Annotated in this window: 18 protein-coding genes; 11 read left to right on the top strand and 7 right to left on the bottom strand. The window is 58.4% G+C overall.

Annotated features, from left to right (window positions below; genetic code table 11):
* Nucleotides 1-26: 26 nt before the first annotated feature.
* The gene (locus J0X15_RS11070) at nucleotides 27-893 is read right to left on the bottom strand and encodes a MurR/RpiR family transcriptional regulator (protein ID WP_206940640.1); all 867 of its coding nucleotides are present in this window, start codon (nucleotides 891-893) and stop codon (nucleotides 27-29) included.
* Between the two features lie 189 nt (nucleotides 894-1,082).
* On the opposite strand from J0X15_RS11070, the gene J0X15_RS11065 reads away from it, so the two are divergent.
* The 7 genes from J0X15_RS11065 to J0X15_RS11035 all read left to right on the top strand — a co-directional run bounded on the left by J0X15_RS11065 (nucleotide 1,083) and on the right by J0X15_RS11035 (nucleotide 9,185).
* Nucleotides 1,083-1,883, top strand: coding sequence for an N-formylglutamate amidohydrolase (locus J0X15_RS11065; RefSeq protein ID WP_206940638.1), 801 nt, complete (start codon nucleotides 1,083-1,085; stop codon nucleotides 1,881-1,883).
* Nucleotides 1,876-2,472, top strand: a complete 597-nt coding sequence (locus J0X15_RS11060) for a TRAP transporter small permease subunit (protein ID WP_206940636.1) — start codon at nucleotides 1,876-1,878, stop codon at nucleotides 2,470-2,472. The genes J0X15_RS11065 and J0X15_RS11060 overlap by 8 nt, the downstream gene beginning before the upstream one ends.
* Nucleotides 2,472-3,812 carry a TRAP transporter large permease gene (locus J0X15_RS11055; protein WP_206940634.1) on the top strand — a complete coding sequence of 447 codons (1,341 nt, stop codon included), beginning with the start codon at nucleotides 2,472-2,474 and terminating at the stop codon, nucleotides 3,810-3,812. The genes J0X15_RS11060 and J0X15_RS11055 overlap by 1 nt, the downstream gene beginning before the upstream one ends.
* 133 nt (nucleotides 3,813-3,945) lie before the next feature.
* The gene (locus tag J0X15_RS11050) at nucleotides 3,946-4,995 is read left to right on the top strand and encodes a TRAP transporter substrate-binding protein (protein ID WP_206940632.1); all 1,050 of its coding nucleotides are present in this window, start codon (nucleotides 3,946-3,948) and stop codon (nucleotides 4,993-4,995) included.
* A 90-nt stretch (nucleotides 4,996-5,085) separates the two neighbouring features.
* Nucleotides 5,086-6,453, top strand: coding sequence for a glutamine synthetase family protein (locus tag J0X15_RS11045; RefSeq protein WP_206940630.1), 1,368 nt, complete (start codon nucleotides 5,086-5,088; stop codon nucleotides 6,451-6,453).
* A gap of 93 nt (nucleotides 6,454-6,546) precedes the next feature.
* Entirely contained in the window at nucleotides 6,547-7,935 is a 1,389-nt protein-coding gene (locus J0X15_RS11040) for an aldehyde dehydrogenase family protein (protein ID WP_206940627.1), read from the top strand.
* Nucleotides 7,936-8,021: 86 nt separating this feature from the next.
* Complete coding sequence (locus tag J0X15_RS11035; RefSeq protein ID WP_206940626.1) at nucleotides 8,022-9,185, top strand: iron-containing alcohol dehydrogenase; 1,164 nt, start codon at nucleotides 8,022-8,024, stop codon at nucleotides 9,183-9,185.
* A 76-nt stretch (nucleotides 9,186-9,261) separates the two neighbouring features.
* Here J0X15_RS11035 and J0X15_RS11030 read toward each other — a convergent pair whose 3' ends face one another.
* The 5 genes from J0X15_RS11030 to J0X15_RS11010 form a co-directional block, all read right to left on the bottom strand.
* Nucleotides 9,262-10,005 (bottom strand): gamma-glutamylcyclotransferase, encoded by a 744-nt coding sequence (locus tag J0X15_RS11030; RefSeq protein WP_206940625.1) that lies wholly within the window; start codon nucleotides 10,003-10,005, stop codon nucleotides 9,262-9,264.
* 105 nt (nucleotides 10,006-10,110) lie between these two features.
* On the bottom strand, nucleotides 10,111-10,962 hold the full coding sequence (locus tag J0X15_RS11025) for a GGDEF domain-containing protein (protein ID WP_206940624.1): 852 nt from the start codon (nucleotides 10,960-10,962) through the stop codon (nucleotides 10,111-10,113).
* Between the two features lie 125 nt (nucleotides 10,963-11,087).
* On the bottom strand, nucleotides 11,088-12,125 hold the full coding sequence (choV, locus tag J0X15_RS11020; RefSeq protein WP_206940623.1) for a choline ABC transporter ATP-binding protein: 1,038 nt from the start codon (nucleotides 12,123-12,125) through the stop codon (nucleotides 11,088-11,090).
* Complete coding sequence (gene choW / locus J0X15_RS11015) at nucleotides 12,122-12,970, bottom strand: choline ABC transporter permease subunit (RefSeq protein ID WP_206941019.1); 849 nt, start codon at nucleotides 12,968-12,970, stop codon at nucleotides 12,122-12,124. Before choW ends, choV begins: the two co-directional genes overlap by 4 nt.
* A gap of 138 nt (nucleotides 12,971-13,108) precedes the next feature.
* Nucleotides 13,109-14,056: a choline ABC transporter substrate-binding protein gene (locus J0X15_RS11010; RefSeq protein ID WP_206940622.1), complete on the bottom strand. Its 948-nt coding sequence runs from the start codon at nucleotides 14,054-14,056 to the stop codon at nucleotides 13,109-13,111.
* A 273-nt stretch (nucleotides 14,057-14,329) separates the two neighbouring features.
* Here J0X15_RS11010 and betI point away from each other — a divergent pair, with 273 nt between their 5' ends.
* From betI to betB, 3 genes are read left to right on the top strand one after another with little or no spacing between them, the layout of a single operon-like run.
* Nucleotides 14,330-14,962 (top strand): transcriptional regulator BetI, encoded by a 633-nt coding sequence (gene betI / locus J0X15_RS11005; RefSeq protein WP_206940621.1) that lies wholly within the window; start codon nucleotides 14,330-14,332, stop codon nucleotides 14,960-14,962.
* Nucleotides 14,963-14,986: 24 nt separating this feature from the next.
* Nucleotides 14,987-16,645, top strand: a complete 1,659-nt coding sequence (betA, locus tag J0X15_RS11000; RefSeq protein WP_206940620.1) for a choline dehydrogenase — start codon at nucleotides 14,987-14,989, stop codon at nucleotides 16,643-16,645.
* A gap of 39 nt (nucleotides 16,646-16,684) precedes the next feature.
* Nucleotides 16,685-18,154, top strand: a complete 1,470-nt coding sequence (betB, locus tag J0X15_RS10995) for a betaine-aldehyde dehydrogenase (RefSeq protein WP_206940618.1) — start codon at nucleotides 16,685-16,687, stop codon at nucleotides 18,152-18,154.
* A 26-nt stretch (nucleotides 18,155-18,180) separates the two neighbouring features.
* On the opposite strand, the gene J0X15_RS10990 is transcribed toward betB, so the two are convergent.
* Entirely contained in the window at nucleotides 18,181-19,323 is a 1,143-nt protein-coding gene (locus J0X15_RS10990) for a helix-turn-helix transcriptional regulator (protein ID WP_206940617.1), read from the bottom strand.
* Between the two features lie 108 nt (nucleotides 19,324-19,431).
* Here J0X15_RS10990 and J0X15_RS10985 point away from each other — a divergent pair, with 108 nt between their 5' ends.
* The gene (locus tag J0X15_RS10985) at nucleotides 19,432-20,619 is read left to right on the top strand and encodes a BaiN/RdsA family NAD(P)/FAD-dependent oxidoreductase (RefSeq protein ID WP_206940615.1); all 1,188 of its coding nucleotides are present in this window, start codon (nucleotides 19,432-19,434) and stop codon (nucleotides 20,617-20,619) included.
* Nucleotides 20,620-20,627: the final 8 nt, after the last annotated feature.

The raw sequence follows: 20,627 nt of genomic DNA, 5'->3' as shown, positions 1-20,627 counted from the left end.
TCAGGCCTCACCTGAGGCAAAAGCGCCTAAAGCTGATCGGGCGACCTGCGCAAGGGATCATGGGCGTTACGCAGATCCTCAAGTGCCTGCATCCGCTCCCGGCTGCGTTCGGAGTTGACCCGCGTCACACCGGCAATCAGCATCTCGGAGATGGCCATCAGCGCTGTCGACGAATCCCAAGGGGAAGGCACCGCAACTTGCGCCGGGAGGACATGGCTCGCCACCCGTGAAATCGGCGAGTGCCAGCTGTCAGTGATCAACGCCACCGTCGCCCCCTGCCCCGCCGCAGCTTCTGCAAAGTGGATGATTTCCGTCTGGTAGCGACGAATGTCGAAGATCACCACCACGTCTTTGGGCCCGAGGCCAATCAGCTGATCGAGCCAGTTTCCGTGCTGCCCGGCGACATGCACAACGTCGGGCCGGACGATACGCAGATGGGCGGCCATATAGCGGGCAAGCGCATCGGTGAAGCGTCCGCCAATCAGGTGGATGGTTTTTCGCTCGTCCGCCAGAAGCCGCACCATGGCTTCCAGCTCGACCCTGGGCAGGTTGGCAAACGTCTCGCGAAGGTTGGCCAGAAGGTGCTCGACAAAGGGATCCTCCGCACCGTTTTCCTTATCGGAAAGGACGGAACTGCGTGCCAGAGGCGTGTTGAGCTGTGCTTCCAGCTCCGCTCTGAGGCGCGCCTGAAAATCGGCATAGGCCGGGAAGCCCAGACGCGCTACAAAGCGCAGAATCGTCGGCGAACTGACCCCCGCACCCTTGGCAAACTGCGCAACCGTTGCCAGGCCCTGAAGCGGATAGTTGGCCAAAAGGGCATGAGCGGCCTTGCGCTCGGTTGCTGTAAATTCTTCCAGCCTGTCCTGTACTTCCAGTCGCAGCGAACTTGCCATCGCAGCCGTCCCTCACCCCGAAATGCCCAACAAGTGCGCAGGCGCAGCTTTCCATCAGCTATCGCCAGATTTACGTTTGACAATAACCCTCATTCCGTATCAAATCATACAGAATTCTGAGTTTGATGCGTTTTGTAACAAAACATACAATCCAAAATAACGCGCCAAATCAGCTGAGGGGACTACCTGATGGCGTATGCCTCATCGACCGTAGGCGAAGCCTACGCGCCGGTTAAAATCGAGAATGAGACCGGCAACGGTGGCTTTGTGTTTGTCTGCGAGCACGCCAGCAACTACATCCCGCCCTCCTTTGGGGATCTGGGATTGACCGAGGCCGATCGCGAGAACCACATCGCTTGGGATCCCGGCGCCCTTGGGTTGGCCCGCGGCTTGTCACGGCGCCTTTCAAGCCCGCTCATCGCAGCAGGTCTGTCGCGACTGCTGATTGATTGCAACCGGGACATTGCCGCCCCGGATCTTATTCCAGAATGCAGTGAACTGACGCGAATTTCCGGCAACGAAGGTCTGAACGACGCGGCACGCAGCCACCGCATCTCCTTGTCACACACGCCGTTTCATGCCGCCGTCGAGAGTGTTGTCTCCGGACGGCTGCTCGCCGGCACCCCGCCAGCCATCGTGTCGCTCCACACGTTCACTCCGATCTACAAGGGCACACACCGCCCCTGGGACATTGGCCTGATTTACGATCAGGATATGTCGCTGGCCGCACCGGCACTTGAGGCCCTGAAAAGCGGCACAGGCCATATCGTTGGCGACAATGAACCCTATTCCCCGGCAGACGGCGTGTTCTATACGCTCAATCGGCACGGCCAATCGAAAGGTCTGCCACATCTGATGATCGAGGTTCGCAACGACCTGATCCAATCTCCCGAGCAGGAAGAAGCCTGGGCTGATACTCTCGCCTCGATCCTTCAAAATGCACTTGATAGCCTGTCCGCGACGCCGGAAACGGGAGCGACCCATGCCTAAAGTGGCCCTGCTCTTCATTCGCTACGTCGACGGGTTCAACCGAGGCCTCGGCAAGATCATCATGTGGGGCATCTTCGTGATGGCCGGCATTCTGCTGTGGTCGTCGATCTCCAAGACCTTCTTCAACCCGTCGCTGTGGACGCTGGAAATCGCCCAGTTCGCCATGGTCGCCTATTACGTGCTGGGCGGGCCTTATTCGATCCAGATGGGGTCCAACGTGCGGATGGACCTTTTCTACGCCGAGTGGTCGTTGAAGAAGAAGGCCTGGTTCGACACTTTCACCGTGCTTCTGCTGATCTTTTACATCGGCGTGCTGATCCATGGCGCGTTAAATTCCACGGCTTATTCGCTCGGGTATTTCGGCAAGAGCAGCTACGCCTTCTGGTGGGACCTGTTCGTCGCCTTTATCACCGGTGGCCCGGATGCAGCCTCCGACATGATCGGCTACATCGAACGCAGTCCGACCGCCTGGCGGCCCTTCCTCTGGCCGATCAAATTCACCATGCTATTCGGCTTCATCCTCATGTTGTTGCAATCCGTTTCGGAGCTGCTCAAGGACATCGCCCGGCTCAAGGGAGAGACGATCTGATGTCCTATGAAATGATCGCAATCCTGATGTTCTCATCGATGATGCTGATGCTGCTGACCGGGCAGCGCGTCTTCGGGGCCATCGGCGGCATTGCTGCCATTGCCGCACTTGCACTTTGGGGCACCGGCGGCGGCGACATTCCGTTCTCTGCTGCCATGAAGCTGATGAAATGGTATCCGCTGCTGACGCTGCCGATGTTCATCTTCATGGGCTATATCCTGTCGGAAACGAAGATCGCCGACGACCTCTACAAGATGTTCCACGTCTGGATGGGACCGCTACCGGGCGGCCTTGCCATCGGCACGATCTTCCTGATGGTGCTGATCTCCGCCATGAACGGGCTGTCCGTCGCAGGGATGGCCATCGGGGCGACCATCGCCCTGCCCGAGTTGCTCAAACGCGGCTACGACAAGAAAATGGTGACTGGGGTCATCCAGGCCGGGTCCTCGCTGGGCATTCTCGTGCCGCCGTCTGTCGTGCTGGTGCTGTATGCGATGATTGCCCGCGCACCGGTTGGCCAGCTTTGGCTCGCCGGACTGATCCCCGGCCTGATGATGGCCGGCATGTTCATTATCTACATCGCTATCCGCTGCAAGTTCCAGCCTGAGCTTGGACCGCCGCTGCCGCGTGAAGAACGCGACATCTCCAAGGCCGAACGCTATCGCCTTCTGGCCGCAGGTGCGCTGCCGCTGGTGATCTTTGGTGCAATGATGGTGCCCTTTGTCAACGGGTGGACCAGTCTGGTAGAAAGCTCCGCAATCGGCGCCCTGACCGCGCTGTTGGCCTCTATCGCCAAGCGTCGCCTGACCCTGCCGATCCTGATCTCGTGTCTGAAGCAGACGCTTGGCATCTCCTGCATGTTCATGTGGATCATCCTGGCAGCCCTTGGCTTTGGCGCGGTGTTTGACGGACTGGGTGCGGTGAAGGCGATCGAAAGCCTCTTCACCGAGCAGCTTGGTCTGTCACCCTGGGCGATCCTGATCCTGATGCAGCTTTCCTTCCTGGTGATGGGTACCTTCCTGGACGACACAGCCATGCTGGTGATCGTTGCGCCGCTATACGTGCCGCTGGTTGGCAGCCTGGACCTTGGAATGCCACGCAACGAGGTGCTGATCTGGTACGGTGTGCTCTACACCGTGACCACGCAGATCGCCTACATGACGCCGCCCTTCGGGTACAACCTTTTCCTGATGCGCGCCATGGCTCCCAAAGAGATCACCATGCGCGACATTTATGGGTCTATTGTACCGTTTGTCGGGGTGATGGTCCTGGCCCTGATCATCATCATGGTGTTTCCGCAGATCGCACTCTGGCTGCCGCAAGTCGTCTACGGACGATGAGGCAGTCGGGGAGCCAATAACAAAAACAACAAGAAGATAGCTTCGTATCCGACTTTTAACCCGGATCCTCAGACAAGACCTGAATGGCGCTGAAGATCCAATGTTTGCCACTTACCAGAGGGGAATTCTGGACATGACCAACAGACGTGATTTTCTTAAGAAAGCCGGTATCGGCGGCGTTGCCGCAGCTGGTGCCACCGCGCTTGCCGCTCCTGCCGTTCGCGCTCAGGCGCCGATCAAGTGGCGCCTGCAGACCTATGCGGGTCCGGCTCTGGCCGAACACGTGATCAAGCCGGCCATCGACGCTTTCAACAAAGCTGCCAACGGCGAAATGGTCATCGAACTCTACACCGCTGACCAGTTGGTTCCGACCGGTGAGTTGTTCCGCGCCATGCAGCAGGGCACGATCGACGCCGTACAGTCCGATGACGACAGCATGGCCTCCCCGACCGAAGTGACCGTCTTTGGCGGCTACTTCCCATTCGCTTCGCGTTACTCCCTCGACGTTCCGGTCCTGTTCAACCAGTACGGGCTGAAGGAAATCTGGGAAGAAGAATACGCCAAAGTCGGCGTCAAGCACATTTCCGCAGGCTCCTGGGATCCCTGCCACTTCGCCACCAAAGAGCCGATCAACTCGCTCGCAGACCTGAAAGGCAAGCGCGTCTTCACGTTCCCGACAGCCGGACGCTTCATGAGCCAGTTCGGCGTTGTTCCGGTCACCCTGCCTTGGGAAGACATTGAAGTTGCCGTACAGACCGGCGAACTGGATGGTATCGCCTGGTCCGGTATCACCGAGGATTACACCGTTGGTTGGGCCGACGTGACCAACTACTTCCTGACCAATAACATCTCCGGTGCGTGGGCTGGGTCGTTCTTCGCCAACCAGGAACGTTGGAACGAACTTCCTGATCATCTGAAGACCTTGCTGCAGCTGGCCATGGACAGCTCCCACTACTACCGCCAGTGGTGGTACTGGGGCGGCGAAGCATCGCTGCGCGTCAACGGCGACAAGATGAAGCTGACCACCATTCCGGACGAAGAATGGGCAACTGTCGAAGAAGCTGCTGTTACCTTCTGGGACGAAATTGCAGCTGAATCAGAGACAAAAGCCAAGGTTGTCGAAATCTTCAAGAAGTACAACGCCGACATGAAGAAGGCTGGCCGGCCCTACCGGTACGGCTAACCCCTTCTTCCCTGAAACAGATCGGCCCGGCATCCGCCGGGCCGATCGCTCTGTTCCAACGTCTCCACCTGCAAGCGGATCGACCCTTAAATGGCTGGCACCTTAACTTTCGACGCCCTCAAGAAAGCCGTCTCCAACGGCGAGATCGACACGGTTCTCACCTGCATCATCGACATGCAGGGGCGCCTGATGGGCAAGCGCTTTCACGCACAGCATTTTATCGACAGTGCTTATGAAGAGACCCATTGCTGCAACTATCTGCTGGCGACGGATCTGGAGATGTACACGGTCGAAGGGTATGCCTCGACCAGCTGGGCAGGCGGCTATGGTGATTACGTCATGAAGCCGGACCTGGAGACCCTGCGTCCCGTGCCGTGGCTGCAAGGCACCGCGATGGTTCTGTGTGATCTCCTCGATCACAACACGCACAAGCCTGTTCCGCATTCGCCGCGCGCCTTGTTGAAAGCACAGGTGGCGAAGCTGGCCGAGATGGGACTTTCCGTCATGGCGGCGACGGAACTGGAATTCTTCCTCTTCGAGAAGGGTTTTGAGGAGCTGCGCAAGAGCGGCTATCGCCCGCTGGAGCCGATCTCCGGCTACAACGAAGACTACAGCATTCTGCAGACCACCCGCGAAGAACATGTGATGCGGCCGATCCGCAACCATCTCTACAAGGCGGGCATCCCGATCGAAAACTCCAAGGGCGAGGCGGAATCCGGTCAGGAAGAGCTGAACATCCGCTATGCCCCTGCACTCGACACGGCCGATTACCACACGATTGCCAAGAACGCCGTCAAGGAGATTGCCCATATGCAGGGGCACGCCGCCAGCTTCATGGCGAAGTGGCGGCCGGACAAGGTGGGCAGCGCCACCCATGTGCACCAGTCACTGTGGGACAGCAACGGCACCAACGTCTTTGTCGATCCGGACAAGCAGCATGGCATGTCCGAGCTGATGCAGAACTATGTTGCCGGGCTGATCAAATATGCGCCGGAGAGCACTTATTTCTTCGCGCCTTACATCAACAGCTACAAGCGCTTTCAGAAGGGCTCCTTTGCCCCGACCAAGACCGCCTGGTCCGTCGACAACCGCACCGCCGGTTTCCGTCTCTGCGGCGAAGGCACAAAAGCCCTGCGGATCGAGTGCCGCATCGGCGGCGCCGATCTCAACCCGTATCTGGCAATAGCCGCCCAGCTTGCAGCCGGCATCAAGGGCATCGAAGACAAACTGCCGCTTGGGGCTGCAACTGATGGCGACATCTATGATGCGACCGGCGGCAACGAGATCCCGATTAATCTGCGCGATGCAAAAGATCTGCTGAAAAGCTCAAGTTTCTTCCGCGAAGCCTTTGGCGAAGCAGTGGTAGATCACTATGTCCGGGCGGCGGAATGGGAGATCGAGGATTTCGATCGTGCCGTGACCGACTATGAAATTGCACGCGGCTTTGAACGGGCCTGACCCGGCAGCCGGTGCCAGACTGGCAGGCGCGACTGCGTCTACCGACCCAAGACCCAAACCCGCGCGAGAAGACGCGGTGCTTCGAGGTGTAAAATGACTGATACGATCAAGCTCGTCTCTCCTGTCGACGGATCGATCTATGTTGAGCGGCCCGCCCTCGACGAGTCGGCTGTCGAGAAAACTGTTTCCGCAGCACGCACTGCCCAGATCGCCTGGGCCAAGGTGCCGCTCAATGAGCGTGTTTCTTATTGCTTCAAGGCACTGGATGCCCTGAAGGCGATGAACGACGAAATCGTTCCGGAACTCGCCTGGCAGATGGGGCGCCCGATCCGCTACGGCGGCGAATATGGCGGCGTTGATGAACGCACGCGCTACATGGGCGGGATTGCCGAGAGCGCACTTGCCGACATAGTGCGCACCGACAAACCAGGCTTCGATCGTTATCTGAAGCATGTTCCGCTTGGCATCGTCATGGTCATCGCGCCGTGGAACTATCCGTTCATGACCGCGATCAACACGATTATGCCAGCGCTGATGGCCGGCAACGTCGTGGTCCTCAAGCACGCAGCGCAAACGCTGCTGGTTGGCGAGCGTCTTGCCAAGGCGTTTGAAATCGCCGGACTGCCGAAAGACGTGTTCCAGAACATCGTCCTGACCCATGCCGGCACCGAAAAACTGCTGGGCTCCGGCCTGATCAACCACGTCAACTTCACCGGGTCTGTTGGTGGTGGCCGTGCCATTGAAAAGGCGCTTGCAGGCACCTTCGCCACGCTCGGCCTGGAGCTGGGCGGCAAGGATCCTGCCTACGTGCGAGCCGATGCGGATCTGGATTACACCATCGGCAATCTCGTCGACGGCGCCTTCTTCAACGCCGGTCAGTGTTGTTGCGGCATCGAGCGCATCTATGTGCATGAGAGCAAGTATGATGCCTTCGTCGATGGCTTTGCCGACATCACCAAGCAATATGTGCTCGGCAATCCGCTGGACGAGGCAACCACGCTCGGCCCGATGGCGCAGACACGGTTTGCCGACTGGGTGCGCGAACAGACCCAGGAAGCCCTGCGCAAGGGTGCCAAGGCACTGATCGACACGTCTGCCTTCAAAGCCGACAAGGCAGGAACGCCTTATCTCGCGCCGCAGGTCCTGACCAACGTCGACCATCAGATGTCGGTCATGCGCGAAGAAAGCTTTGGCCCGATCGTCGGCATCATGAAGGTGAAGGACGACGCGGAAGCGCTGCAATTCATGAACGACAGCCCTTACGGACTGACCGCGTCGCTGTGGACGGAAGACAAGGAAGCTGCCGCGACCATCGCCGACCAGATCGAAACCGGCATGGTCTTCATGAACCGCTGCGACTACGTCGATCCGGGCCTCGTATGGACTGGCGTCAAGGACACAGGCAAGGGCGCAGCAATGTCCGAGATCGGCTTCCACAACCTGACCCGGCCAAAGGCCTACCACTTCAAGATCGAACATTGATTCCAGGATCGGAAAGGCGTGCGAGCGCGTGCCTTTCCGCTGCCTCCCATCAACCGTCCATAACCCTCCTCTAAGGGCGAACCAGCATGAGCTCCCTTCCCCATATCAATTGGTCTTACCCAACCTCCGTGCGCTTCGGCGTCGGCCGCATCAAGGAATTGCCTGAGGCGGTCAAGGCGACGGGCATGAGCAATCCGCTTCTCGTTACCGATCCGGGCGTTGCCGCCCTGCCGATGGTGGCAGACGCCATCGCCAGCCTGAAAGCTGCCGGTCTTGGCGCCGACGTGTTCTCAAACGTCAAACCGAACCCGATCGATGCCAACATCGAGGCAGGTGTCGCCGCCTACAAGATGGGCAAGCACGACGGCGTCATCGCCTTTGGTGGTGGCTCTGGCCTGGATGCGGGCAAGCTGATTGCCTTCATGTCCGGACAGACCCGTCCGATCTGGGATTTTGAAGATATCGGTGACTGGTGGACCCGTGCAGATGAAGCCGGCATTGCGCCAATCATCGCCGTTCCGACCACAGCCGGAACCGGCTCTGAAGTCGGCCGTGCCGGTGTTGTCACCAACTCCGAAACCCACACCAAGAAGGTGATCTTCCATCCCAAGATGCTGCCGGCCATCGTGATCTGCGATCCCGAGCTGACTGCCGGCATGCCAAAGATGATCACAGTGGGTACAGGCATGGATGCGCTGGCACATTGCCTCGAAGCCTACTCCTCGCCGTTCTACCACCCAATGTCAGAAGGCATTGCACTGGAAGGTATCCGGCTGGTGCTTGAAAACCTGCCAAAGGTTGCCGCTGACGGATCCGACCTGGAAGCCCGTGGCCATCTGATGAGCGCAGCTGCGATGGGTGCAGTCGCCTTCCAGAAAGGCCTGGGCGCCATTCACTCCCTCTCACACCCGGTTGGTGCGCTGTATGACACGCACCACGGCATGACCAATGCAGTCTTCATGCCTTATGTGCTGCAGTTTAACAAAGCTGCCATTGAACAGAAGTTCGAACGACTCGCGGGTTTCCTCGGCATTGCCGGCGGCTATCAGGGCGTTCTGGATGCAATCCTGAAACTGCGCGAAGACCTCGGTGTTCCACACACGCTGAAAGGCCTGAATGTCGACGGTGCAAAACGCGATCTTATTGCCGAGATGGCCGTTGTCGATCCGACGGCAGGCGGCAACCCGGTCAAGCTGACGAAAGAAGGTGCGCTGGAGATCTTCGACAAGGCACTGTCCGGCGAAGTCTGACCACAACGGTTTACTGAAGCACTGCAACGCACCCGTCGACAGGCTCGGCGGGTGCTTTTTTCTGGACATGCTCGCTTCAAACCGAGAGGCTTGCCAGAGCCATTCTCCGGTGTTCGCACGCAAGGTCACGCAACTCGAAGAGCTCGGCATCGTCGAGGCCCAGCCACTCGAAATAGTTGGCGAGATTTTCCAGATAGTCGATGTTGGGCCCGAGATAGCCCTCAGCATGGGCAATGGCGCGCGCAGTTTCCTCAAGACCCATCGGCGGCAGCAGTAGAGGGTTGTCTCGGTTGACCAGAAACGACAGGGCATCAACCTGTCCCTCAGCGGTTTCCAAGGTCAGGAACTCTGGCGCATAGGATCGCATGAGCATTTCACGGCGCCATAGAAAATGGCTTTCCTCTTCGACCAGATGGCCATCGATCTTGAACACCAGCCCCTGACAGACACCGCCTACGTCCAGCCCGGCCATCAGACCGGGTTGCTCCGGGGTACCGCGCCCGACTTCCGAGCGCAGACAGAACCGCCGATGAAAGCCTGTCGCTGTCGCCCGTCGGATATCCGAAAAGATGAAGGCCGGGTCCCACATCAAGGACCCATATGCAAACACCCAAAGATCCTCATCGAGACGGCCTTCGAGTGTGGCCAGACGGGAGGCATTGCGGTCCTCGTCGCAACGGCGCCAGTCCGGGCCGAAGCCGCGCCCCTGCATGTCGCGATCCATGTCGGTCAGATCAAGAGAGCGGAAGCGGGATGTCAAAGGGTCCTGAATCTTGGACCGAAGGTTCGGATGATGGCGAAACGGATCTGGGGCTTGCAAGAACGGCGTCCTGTGGAACTGGGTGGAGACGGCGCATCATAGCACCGTCTCCACCCAGTTCCACAGACAGGGACCGGAAGGTCCCGTTTTTGGGCAGCCAACCTGTCACACCACAGCGAAGCCCGAGATGACGACCCGGTTGCGGCCCTCACGCTTGGCCCGATAGATCGCATCATCGGCTTTCGGGATGAGATCCGGGATCGTCTTACTGCGGCTGCCAATTGCCACGCCCACCGACACGGTCACCAACCGTGGCCCGATGTGGACCTTTTGGGCAACGGATCGGCGGATACGTTCCGCAATCACACTGGAAGAACGATGTTCGGAGTTGGGAAGGAATACGATGAACTCTTCTCCGCCATAGCGACCAACTACATCCGACGTTCGCACGCTTTCAGTCAGCACCCGCGAGACCTCGATCAGCACATCGTCACCGGCATCATGGCCGAAGTTGTCATTGATGCTCTTGAAGTTGTCGATGTCGATCAGCAGGATCGATCCCATGCACTGCTCGGATGTTCTGGCCTCGAAGCCGCGCCGGTTGAGCAGACCGGTCAGTGGGTCTGTATGCGCCGCCTCCATCGCCTCCGACAGTTCCGAGGTGACCAGACTGAAGTGGGAGTTGACGCTTTTCATCAGGGACCCAACTTCGTCAGAGTGGATATCGGGCAATGGTTCGGCGGTGTGATCCGCTGCAAAGCTCTCCATCGTGCTTTGAACCTTGTAGATCGGCACGAGGATCGCTTTCAGGCTCCACAAGGTGGCAAACGTTCCAGCGAGGGTGGCCAACAACAAGGGGGCAAGAACGTCGATCTGGCCCCAAATTCCGCCGTGACGGAAGAGTACGACCATCACCATGCATATGAGTGGGACGTGGGTTCCGATGAAAGCAACACAGAAGACTTTTGCCGTGTAGCTGCGAGGAAAAACCTTATCCAGTGACTGATATAGGAACATAGTCTGTCTCCTTCCGACAGGCCTACGCTACGTAAAAAGCCTTAAAAGAAATTACTCGAATACTCATAGAAAACAATACGTTGCCCCATCGCGAATAATCACGATGGAGCTTGGCAAGTTTACCGTTACGTGATCAGGCAATCAATCAGCTGGCGCTCGGAAACCTTACCAAGCGCCTTGCCCTCCTCTTCGATCCAGACGTCGCTCAGGGCTGATTTTTGCAGCTTCATGACATCGCGAATCTTCTCATGTGGTTTACAAAAGATTGCATCTTCCGGAACCACATCCTCCGGTGATACCGGTACCATAATGTCACGTGCGCGCAGTACCGTCAGCGGATTCATATGCCCAACAAAATCGGCCACATACTCCGTCGCCGGCTTCCGGACGATCTCCTGAGGCGTGCCGAGCTGAATAACCCGTCCGCCTTCCATGATCGCGATACGCGTTCCGATCTTGGCTGCCTCATCCAGATCGTGACTGACGAAAAGAATGGTCCGGTTAAGACGTTTCTGTAGATCCAGAAGCTCATCCTGCAGCCGGTCGCGGATCAGAGGATCCAGTGCGGAGAAAGGCTCGTCCATCAGCAGGACCGGTGCGTCTGTTGCAAAGGCACGTGCAAGCCCTACGCGTTGCTGCATTCCGCCTGACAGTTCATGAACGTATTTTTCGCCCCAACCGTCGAGGCCGACCAGCTCAAGCTGCTCTTTCACTTTTTCCATGCGCTTGGACTTCGGCACGCCGGCCAGCTCAAGGCCGAAAGCCACATTGTCTTCGACCGTGCGCCATGGCAGCAGCGCAAATTGCTGGAACACCATGGCAACCTGACGGCGGCGCAGCTCTTTCAATTCTTCAGCCGTGCATTTGGCCGGATTGACGTAGGAACCATTCATCGCGACTTCCACGTCGCCGCGAATAACCGGATTGAGGCCGTTCACAGCGCGCAAAAGCGTCGACTTGCCCGAGCCTGACAGACCCATCAGCACGAGAACTTCACCTGCCTTGACATCGAGGCTGGCCCCGGCGACACCCAGGGTCTGTCCAACCTCGGCCTGAATTTCTTCACGGGTCTTGTGTTGGTCGATCATTGGCAAGGCAGACTGCGGCTTGTCGCCGAAGACGATGTCGACCTCACGAAATTTGATCATCGGTTGATCGGTCATTTGCGGTCCCCATTCGTTTCCTGCTGCTGAAAGAAGCGGTCCAGAATGATCGCAATCAGAACAATTGCCACGCCAACTTCGAAGCCCTTGGCGATGTCCGCCCGGCCCAGCGCGCGGACGATCTCTGCACCGAGTCCCGGCGCTCCAACCATCCCGGCAATGACCACCATGGAGAGCGACAGCATGATGGTCTGCGTCAGACCCGCCATGATCTGGGGCAGCGCGTACGGCAGTTCGATCTTCCACAGCAGCTGCGATTTCGTTGCGCCGAAGGCGTGTCCGGCTTCCAATAGGTGGGATGGTGTGGACGAAACACCGAGCTGCGTCAGGCGAATAGGCGCAGGCACGGCAAAAATCACCGTTGCCACCAGCCCCGGCACCATGCCGAGCCCGAACAGGATCAACGCCGGGATCAGATACACGAAGGTCGGGATGGTCTGCATCATGTCGAGAACAGGTCGCATCACCACATAGACCCTCGGTCGATGCGCGGCCATGACACCGATTGGAACACCAATGATCACACAGACAAAGGACGCAGCTGCAACCAGCGCCAGGGTCTCCATGGTTTCGGACCAATAGCCCTGATTGATGATGAAGAGCAGGGAGACGGCGACAAATGCCGCAAAGGCGATATTGCGTTTGACGATCACCGCAAGCGCCACAATGACAGCAACGACGATGAGTGGATGCGGGGCCAGCAGCAGCCAGAGGATCCCTTCAATGACGCTCTTCAGCACGTCGGCAATCGCATCGAACACCCAATAGGCGTTCTCCGTCAGCCAGTCGACAATGCTCTCGGCGACATCGCCTACCGGCAGCTTGTTCCTCGTCAGCCACTCCAAACCCGCTACTCCAATTTCATCGTTCTGCATTTCCAGCAGGGCAGCCCCATGAAGCCCTGAAACCTAATTCGGCAGAACCTGAACCCAGGTCCTGCCGAACGTCTTGGCCAGACTGTCTAGCGGTCTGGCAACCGAACCTTATAGGCCCAGTTTTGTCTTCACGACGTCGTAGCCAGCGCCACCATCAATGCTGGTCACGCCGTCAAGCCAGGCCTCGGCTGCCGATGGATTGGCCTTCAGCCATGCTTCAGCTGCCGCTTCCGGCTCAGTGCCATCGTTGAGGATCGCGCCCATGATCTCATTCTCCATCTTGAGGGAGAATTCGAGATTGTTCAGGAGCTTTCCGACATTCGGGCATTCTTGCGTGTAGCCGGCGCGAACGTTGGTGTAGACAGTCGCTCCGCCGTAATCTGGACCGAAGAAGTCATCACCACCTTCAAGATACTTGAGTTCGAAGTTGGCGTTCATCGGGTGCGGCGCCCAACCGAGGAAGACAACATCCTGGTTGCGCTTCTCAGCCCGTGCGACCTGCGCCAGCATGCCCTGCTCGGAGGATTCGACCACATCGAAATCCTTCAGGTCGAAAGCGTTGCCTTCGATCATGTCGAGGATCAGGCGGTTGCCGTCGTTGCCCGGCTCGATGCCGTAGATCTTGCCATCAAGATCGTCGGAAAACTTGGCAATGTCAGCAAAGCTCTTCAGACCCTTTTCATAGGTGTAAGCCGGAACAGCCAGCGTGTATTTCGCCCCTTTCAGATTGGCGCGAACGGTTTCGACGCTGCCATCCTCACGGAACTTGGCGATGTCGCCTTCCATCGTCGGCATCCAGTTGCCGAGGAACACATCAATGTCCTTGTTCTTCAGCGACGCGTAGGTGACAGGAACAGACAGGATCTTGGTTTCCGGCTCATATCCGAGCGCACCGAGCACGACAGAAGTCGCCGCTGTGGTGGCGGTGATATCCGTCCAGCCGACATCGGAGAACCGAACAGTCTTGCAGGCCTCGGAAACATCCGCGAGTGCAGTTCCGCTCGTCAGGGCGACAGCCAGCGCAACACCGCCAGACATTTTCACAAAGTGGTTCATTCAAAAGCCTCCGTTCTGATTAGACCGTAACTATGCGTAGGTTACGGCAAGACGCAAGCAGATGGTCATCAGCTGACGTCCACGCATCCCCGACATTCCTGTTGAAGACACTCACGTTCATTTTGCGCCAGCGTTGCCGTCGCATTGCTCCGTTACTCTGCTTGCTTTTCTGCAAAAGCGTCTGTAGGCAACCATCTTAATGCCGCAGTTTCAAGTTTTTTATTGATTGACTGTTCAATCAAAAATACCTTTGGCGCGAATAAGGAGATGCCGGTGCCACGTATCGGAATGGAAGCTGAACGCCGAAAAAGCCTGATCGCTGCAACGATCGAGGCCATCCACGATCGTGGATTTTTCGATGTGACGCTGGCACAGATCGCCAAACGGGCTGGTGTCTCCAGCGGATTGGCCCTGCATTATTTTGGCAGCAAGGACCAGCTTCTAGCTGCAACCATGCGCCATATGCTGAAGGATCTGCAGGACAGCATCCGCTGCGAGCTGCGCAACGCCGATACACCGCGCGCCCGGCTCAGCGCGATTATCGCAGGCAACTTTTCACCCGAGCAGTTCCGTGACGCGACGATTGCCGCCTGGCTGGCTTTCTACATTCAAGCCCGCAACCACGACGGAAACCGCCGTCTTCTACAGATTTATGCCGCGCGGCTGGCCTCGAACCTGGCCTTCAACCTGAAAACGTTCATGAGCCCGAAGGATGCACGCCACGTTGCGGAAGGCACCGCCTCGATGATCGATGGCGTGTGGATCCGCCATGCTCTGCGTGACGGCCCGGCCAACCGCTCTTCGGCGATTGAGATGGTTGAACAATTCGTCGAGGCGCAAATTGCCTTCTACCAGACCAGCGCTGCGGCTCCCGCACAAGAGCACCTTCAAATAACCAGCCGATAGAAGCCCCAAGGTATCGAAAGCCCCATGTCAGTCACATATGATTACATCATCGTAGGCGCCGGCAGTGCCGGTTGCGCCCTTGCTTCGCGCCTCACAGAAGATCCGTCCAACTCGGTTCTCTTGCTGGAGTTTGGCGGCACGGATGCCGGACCGTTCATTCAGATGCCGGCGGCCCTGTCGTATCCGATGAACATGAGTCGCTACGACTGGGGATACCAGAGCGAACCGGAACCACATTTGAACGGGCGGCGGCTGGCGACCCCGCGCGGCAAGGTCATCGGCGGATCCTCATCCATCAACGGGATGGTCTATGTGCGTGGACACGCCAAGGACTTCGACACCTGGGAAGAGATGGGCGCCCACGGTTGGGGCTATCGCAATGTGCTGCCCTACTTCCAACGGCAAGAAACATCCCATGGCGGACAGGCTGGCTGGCGCGGAACATCCGGGCCTCTGCATGTGCAGCGCGGCACCAAGTGGAACCCGCTTTACGCGGCCTTCAAAAAGGCCGGTGAAGAAGCCGGCTACGCTGTGACGCCGGACTATAACGGCGAGCGCCAGGAAGGCTTCGCCGACATGGAGATGACCGTCCACAAGGGCAAGCGCTGGTCGGCCGCCAACGCCTATCTCAAGCCTGCCTTGAAGCGCCCCAACCTGACGCTCATCAAGGGCGCCCTGGTCGAGAGGGTGCTGTTTGAGGAACGTCGCGCGACAGGGGTTCGCTACGAGGCGTCAGGCCGAACACAGGACGTGCTTGCTGGAAAGGAGGTCATCCTTGCTGCCTCCTCGATCAATTCGCCCAAGCTGCTGTTGCAGTCCGGCATCGGCTCTGCCAAGGACCTCGGGGCCTTGGGAATTGAGGTGATTGCGGATCGTCCAGGCGTTGGTGCGAACCTGCAGGACCACCTGGAACTCTACATCCAGCAGGCCTGTTCCAAGCCGATCACGCTCTACAAGCACTGGAACCCGATCTCCAAGGCTTTCATCGGGCTGCAATGGCTGTTGCAAGGCAAAGGGCTGGGTGCCTCCAATCACTTCGAAGCTTGTGCCTTTATCCGTTCCAAGGCCGGGATCGAATATCCGGACATCCAATATCATTTCCTACCTTTCGCGGTCCGCTATGACGGACAGGCAGCCGCCGAAGGCCACGGTTTTCAGGCCCACGTCGGGCCAATGCGCTCCAGGTCACGCGGCCGGATCAAACTGACGTCCCCGGATCCAAAGGCGGCGCCGTCCATTCTCTTCAACTACATGTCGCAGGACGAGGACTGGGCCGACTTCCGCACCGCCATCCGCCTGACCCGCGAGATTTTCGGCCAGTCCGCCTTCGACGAATATCGCGGCAAGGAAATCCAACCGGGCGTTGATGTTCAATCCGATGAAGATCTCAACGCCTTTATTTCGGAGCACGTCGAGAGCGCCTACCATCCTTGTGGCACCTGCCGAATGGGCGATGCCAGCGACCCAATGGCCGTTGTCGACCCGGAATGCAGGGTCATTGGTGTCGATGGCCTGCGGGTTGCCGACAGCTCGATCTTCCCGCAGATCACCAACGGCAACCTCAACGGCCCGTCGATCATGGTCGGGGAAAAAGCCGCCGATCACATTCTGGAAAAGCCTCCCCTTGCGGCATCGAACCAGGAGCCGTGGATCCACCCGGACTGGCAATCAAGCCAACGCTGATATCATCTGTCGAATTCACTCAAACTCCAGAGGCCCCTCATGCGCGCACAGCCCACTGCCTCCCACTACATCAACGGCCAATACCGTGAGAACGCGGAAGGTGCCGTCTTCACCTCGATCTACCCGGCGACTGGTGAAACGATCGCTGAGCTGCATATCGCCAGCGTCGAGCTCATCGACGAGACCATGCAGGCCGCCAGCAAAGGCCAGAAAATCTGGGCTGCCATGGCGCCGGTCGAGCGTGGTCGGGTGCTGCAGCGCGCAGCCGCCCTCCTGCGCGAGCGCAACCGCGAACTTTCGGAACTGGAAACTCTCGACACTGGCAAACCGCTGCAGGAAACATTGATCGCCGATGCGGCCTCGGGTGCCGACTGCCTTGAATATTTCGGGGGCATTGCTGCCTCTGTCACCGGCGAACACATCGACCTGGGCGGCGGGACCTTTGCCTACACTCGCCGGGAAGCGCTTGGCGTTTGCGTCGGGATCGGCGCGTGGAACTACCCGATCCAGATCGCCTGCTGGAAAGCGGCTCCTGCCTTGGCCTGTGGCAACGCCATGGTGTTCAAGCCGTCGGAAGTCACGCCCTTGAGTGCGCTGAAGCTGGCCGAAATCTTCACAGAGGCCGGCCTGCCCGATGGGGTCTTCGACGTCCTGCAGGGCAACGGTCCGGTCGGCGCAGGCCTGACGGCCCATCCGCTGACGGCAAAGGTCTCGCTGACGGGTTCCGTGCCGACCGGCAAGCGCGTCGCCGCCCTTGCAGGCGAACACTTGAAGAAGGTGACACTGGAGCTGGGTGGCAAGTCGCCACTGATCATTTTCAACGATGCAAACGTCGAGAACGCGGTTTCCGCTGCGATCAACGCGAATTTTTATTCAACCGGCCAGATCTGCTCCAACGGCACCCGCGTCTTCGTCCAGAAAGGCATCAAGGATGCATTCCTGGAGCGCCTGAAAGAGCGCACCGAAGCCGGCTCTATCATCGGCGACCCCATGGACGAGAGCGTCAACGTTGGCCCTCTGGTGTCCGAACCGCAGCTGGAAAAGGTTCTGGGCTACATGGCACTTGGCCAGGAAGAAGGCGCTCGCCTGGTCTTCGGCGGCAACCCCACATCAGTGGCCGCGCTGCCTGACGGATATTTCGTTGAGCCAACAGTCTTTGCCGAGGTGAAGGACGACATGCGCATCGCCCGTGAGGAAATCTTCGGGCCAGTGATGTGCGTTCTGGATTTCGACACGGAAGAAGAGGTTCTAGCCCGTGCAAACGACACGGACTTCGGCCTTGCAGCCGGCGTATTCACCAGGGACCTGCAGCGGGGGCACCGTGTTGCAGCAGGACTGGAAGCCGGCACCTGCTGGATCAATACCTACAATCTCACGCCGATCGAAATGCCATTTGGGGGCCACAAGTCGTCCGGGATCGGTCGCGAAAACGGCCACGCAGCCCTGGAGCACTACTCTCAGGTGAAAAGCGTTTATGTGGAGATGGGCGACGTCGAAGCTGCGTTTTAAGGAAAGCCGCGTTCAAGGCTTTTCACCTAGTGCACTTTTCCAAGAGGGCCGGATACGTCCGGCCCTTTTTCGGGCGCAGGATCTACAACGACAGCGCCGACGGCCAAATCTTCCGGGGGCGGCGACACGGCAGACTTGCGTTTTTTGCCTTTGAATGCGCGGTGACGCATCTGCAGCGGAGGTACCCCGAACCAACCTTTCGCCGCTCTGGAGAACGCACTCAATTCTGAGTAACCCAGCCGATAGGCGATCTCTGACAGCGACAGGTCGCTTTCCTTCAGATAGCGCAAAGCGAGAGAGTGACGCACATCATCCAGCAAAGCTCGGAAGGTGGTGTTGGAATGCTCCAATTGCCGTTGAAGGCCACGCCGTGACATGCCCAGACGTCCGGCAACCGTCATCAAGCTGGCTTCACCCTGCTTCAGGCATTCACTGATCTCGCTTGAAATCCGGAAAATCACATCCCCGCGACTGTGCTGGGCCTGTAGAATGTGAAGAGCCGACTTTTCGATGATGGTCAGTAGGTTGCTTTCACTGTCAACCGGCTTCCACTCGAGAATTTCGACAGGAACGCCAAGCCGCAAGTGGGGCCTGGAAAAGCGGACGTTCGGACCAAGAATGCTGGTGTGGTCGGTCATGTCGTCCGGTTGCTTGCAGGGCATGTCTACAAAGAGCTCAACCTTCCTGTCTCCAGCCATCCGGCGAATGCGACTGCTTGCGAAGCCCAATGTCATCCCGCAAATCTGAGCCTGCGGACCGACTGTCTCTGGGAACTCCCAATTGAGGTAGGCACGACCGTTCTCCTGCGAACGGGTCACAATGATCGAGCTGGAAATAATGCTTTGATAGCGCAGCCAGTTGTCAAAGGCCTCATTGAAAGACGGTGCAGCCAGGCTGACGTAATCATAGACGGACGCAATGCCGATTGGTGCTCCGTGGCCCAGTTTCAGTCCATAGGCTTCATCATTGAGAACATTCGCCGTCTCATAGAGATAGCCCGCAAAATTCGCCAGCGGAACAAACTGTTCGCCCTGATGGGCCTGATCCGGATCCAGTTTGAACGCGCGCTCGATCGCCCGCCAATCCAGCCCTGCCTCGGCCAGTTGTCCACGCAAACGCAGAATCACCGAAGAAAGGATCAACCCACCCGCATCAGTCTTATCCACCATATGAAGCCCCTTCTCTTCGTATAATGTCAAAGAACTGGAACAAAATGTCAAATCGCTTCTCTTTCGCTTTACTTGTGATTTGAGCCTCGGCAGGCTACAGCAGCCGCTATGTTGGAAACTGATGTCATCGTTGTAGGTGGGGGCGCCGCCGGCTTCATGTGCGCCATCGAAGCGGGAAAACGCGGGCTTGGCGTCCATGTTCTGGACCATGCAAAACGTCCAGCCGAGAAAATCCGCATTTCCGGCGGTGGACGGTGCAATTTCACCAATCTGCATTGCAGCCCGGCAAACTACCTTTCGCAAAATCCCCGCTTCTGCATTTCGGCTCTTAAGCGCTACACCCAGCACGATTTCCTGCAACTCGTCGAAAAGTATCGGATTGCCTGGCACGAGAAGACGCTCGGCCAGCTGTTTTGCGACGACAGCGCTCAAAACATCATCGACATGCTGCTGAATGAACTGAGGGACGCAGGGGGTAAACTGCTACTGGAAACCTCAGTCGACGATATTACCACGCCCGATAATCAGTTTCGTCTGGAAACCAGTCGCGGGCCCATGCGCGCCCGAGCTGTGGTGATTGCTACCGGTGGCCCGTCGATCCCCAAGATGGGCGCAACCGGGTTCGGCTATGAGATTGCTCGGAAATTCGGCCTCTCGGTGGTACCGACAAGACCGGCCCTGGTACCGCTGACGTTTTCCGATGCCCACAAGGAGATGTGCAAGCGATTGGCCGGCGTATCGATTGATGCAGAAGTCAGCTTTGGCAAGACGCGTTTCCGCGAAGGGCTACTCTTCACCCATCGCGGTCTCTCGGGGCCGTCGATCCTGCAAATCTCTTCTTTCTGGGAAGAGGGCAAGCCGATCTCGGTCAACATGGCACCGGACATCGCAGTCTTCGATAAGCTCTCCGAGGCCCGACAGACGAATCCGAAGCAGGAATTGAGAACTGCCGTTACACGGATGTTCCCTGCCCGACTGGGCGACGAGCTGACGCGCGAATTTGACCTGAAGGGCAAGTTGGCGGACATGTCCAACAAGGTGCTGACCCGGACAGCAGACCAGATCAACGGCTGGCGCCTCACGCCGGTTGGAACCGAAGGCTACCGCACCGCCGAGGTGACTTTGGGCGGCGTCGACACCGGTGAGCTCTCGTCGAAAAGCTTCGAAGCTGTAAGGGTGCCCGGCCTCCATTTCATTGGCGAAGTGGTGGATGTGACCGGCCATCTCGGCGGCTTCAACTTCCAGTGGGCCTGGGCTTCCGGCCACGCTGCTGGACGCGCGCTACTAGCCAGCTGAGCACGCGG

The sequence above is a fragment of the Roseibium limicola genome, from assembly GCF_017313085.1.
GTDB lineage: Bacteria > Pseudomonadota > Alphaproteobacteria > Rhizobiales > Stappiaceae > Roseibium > Roseibium limicola.
This window is presented reverse-complemented; position numbering and strand designations above follow the sequence as displayed.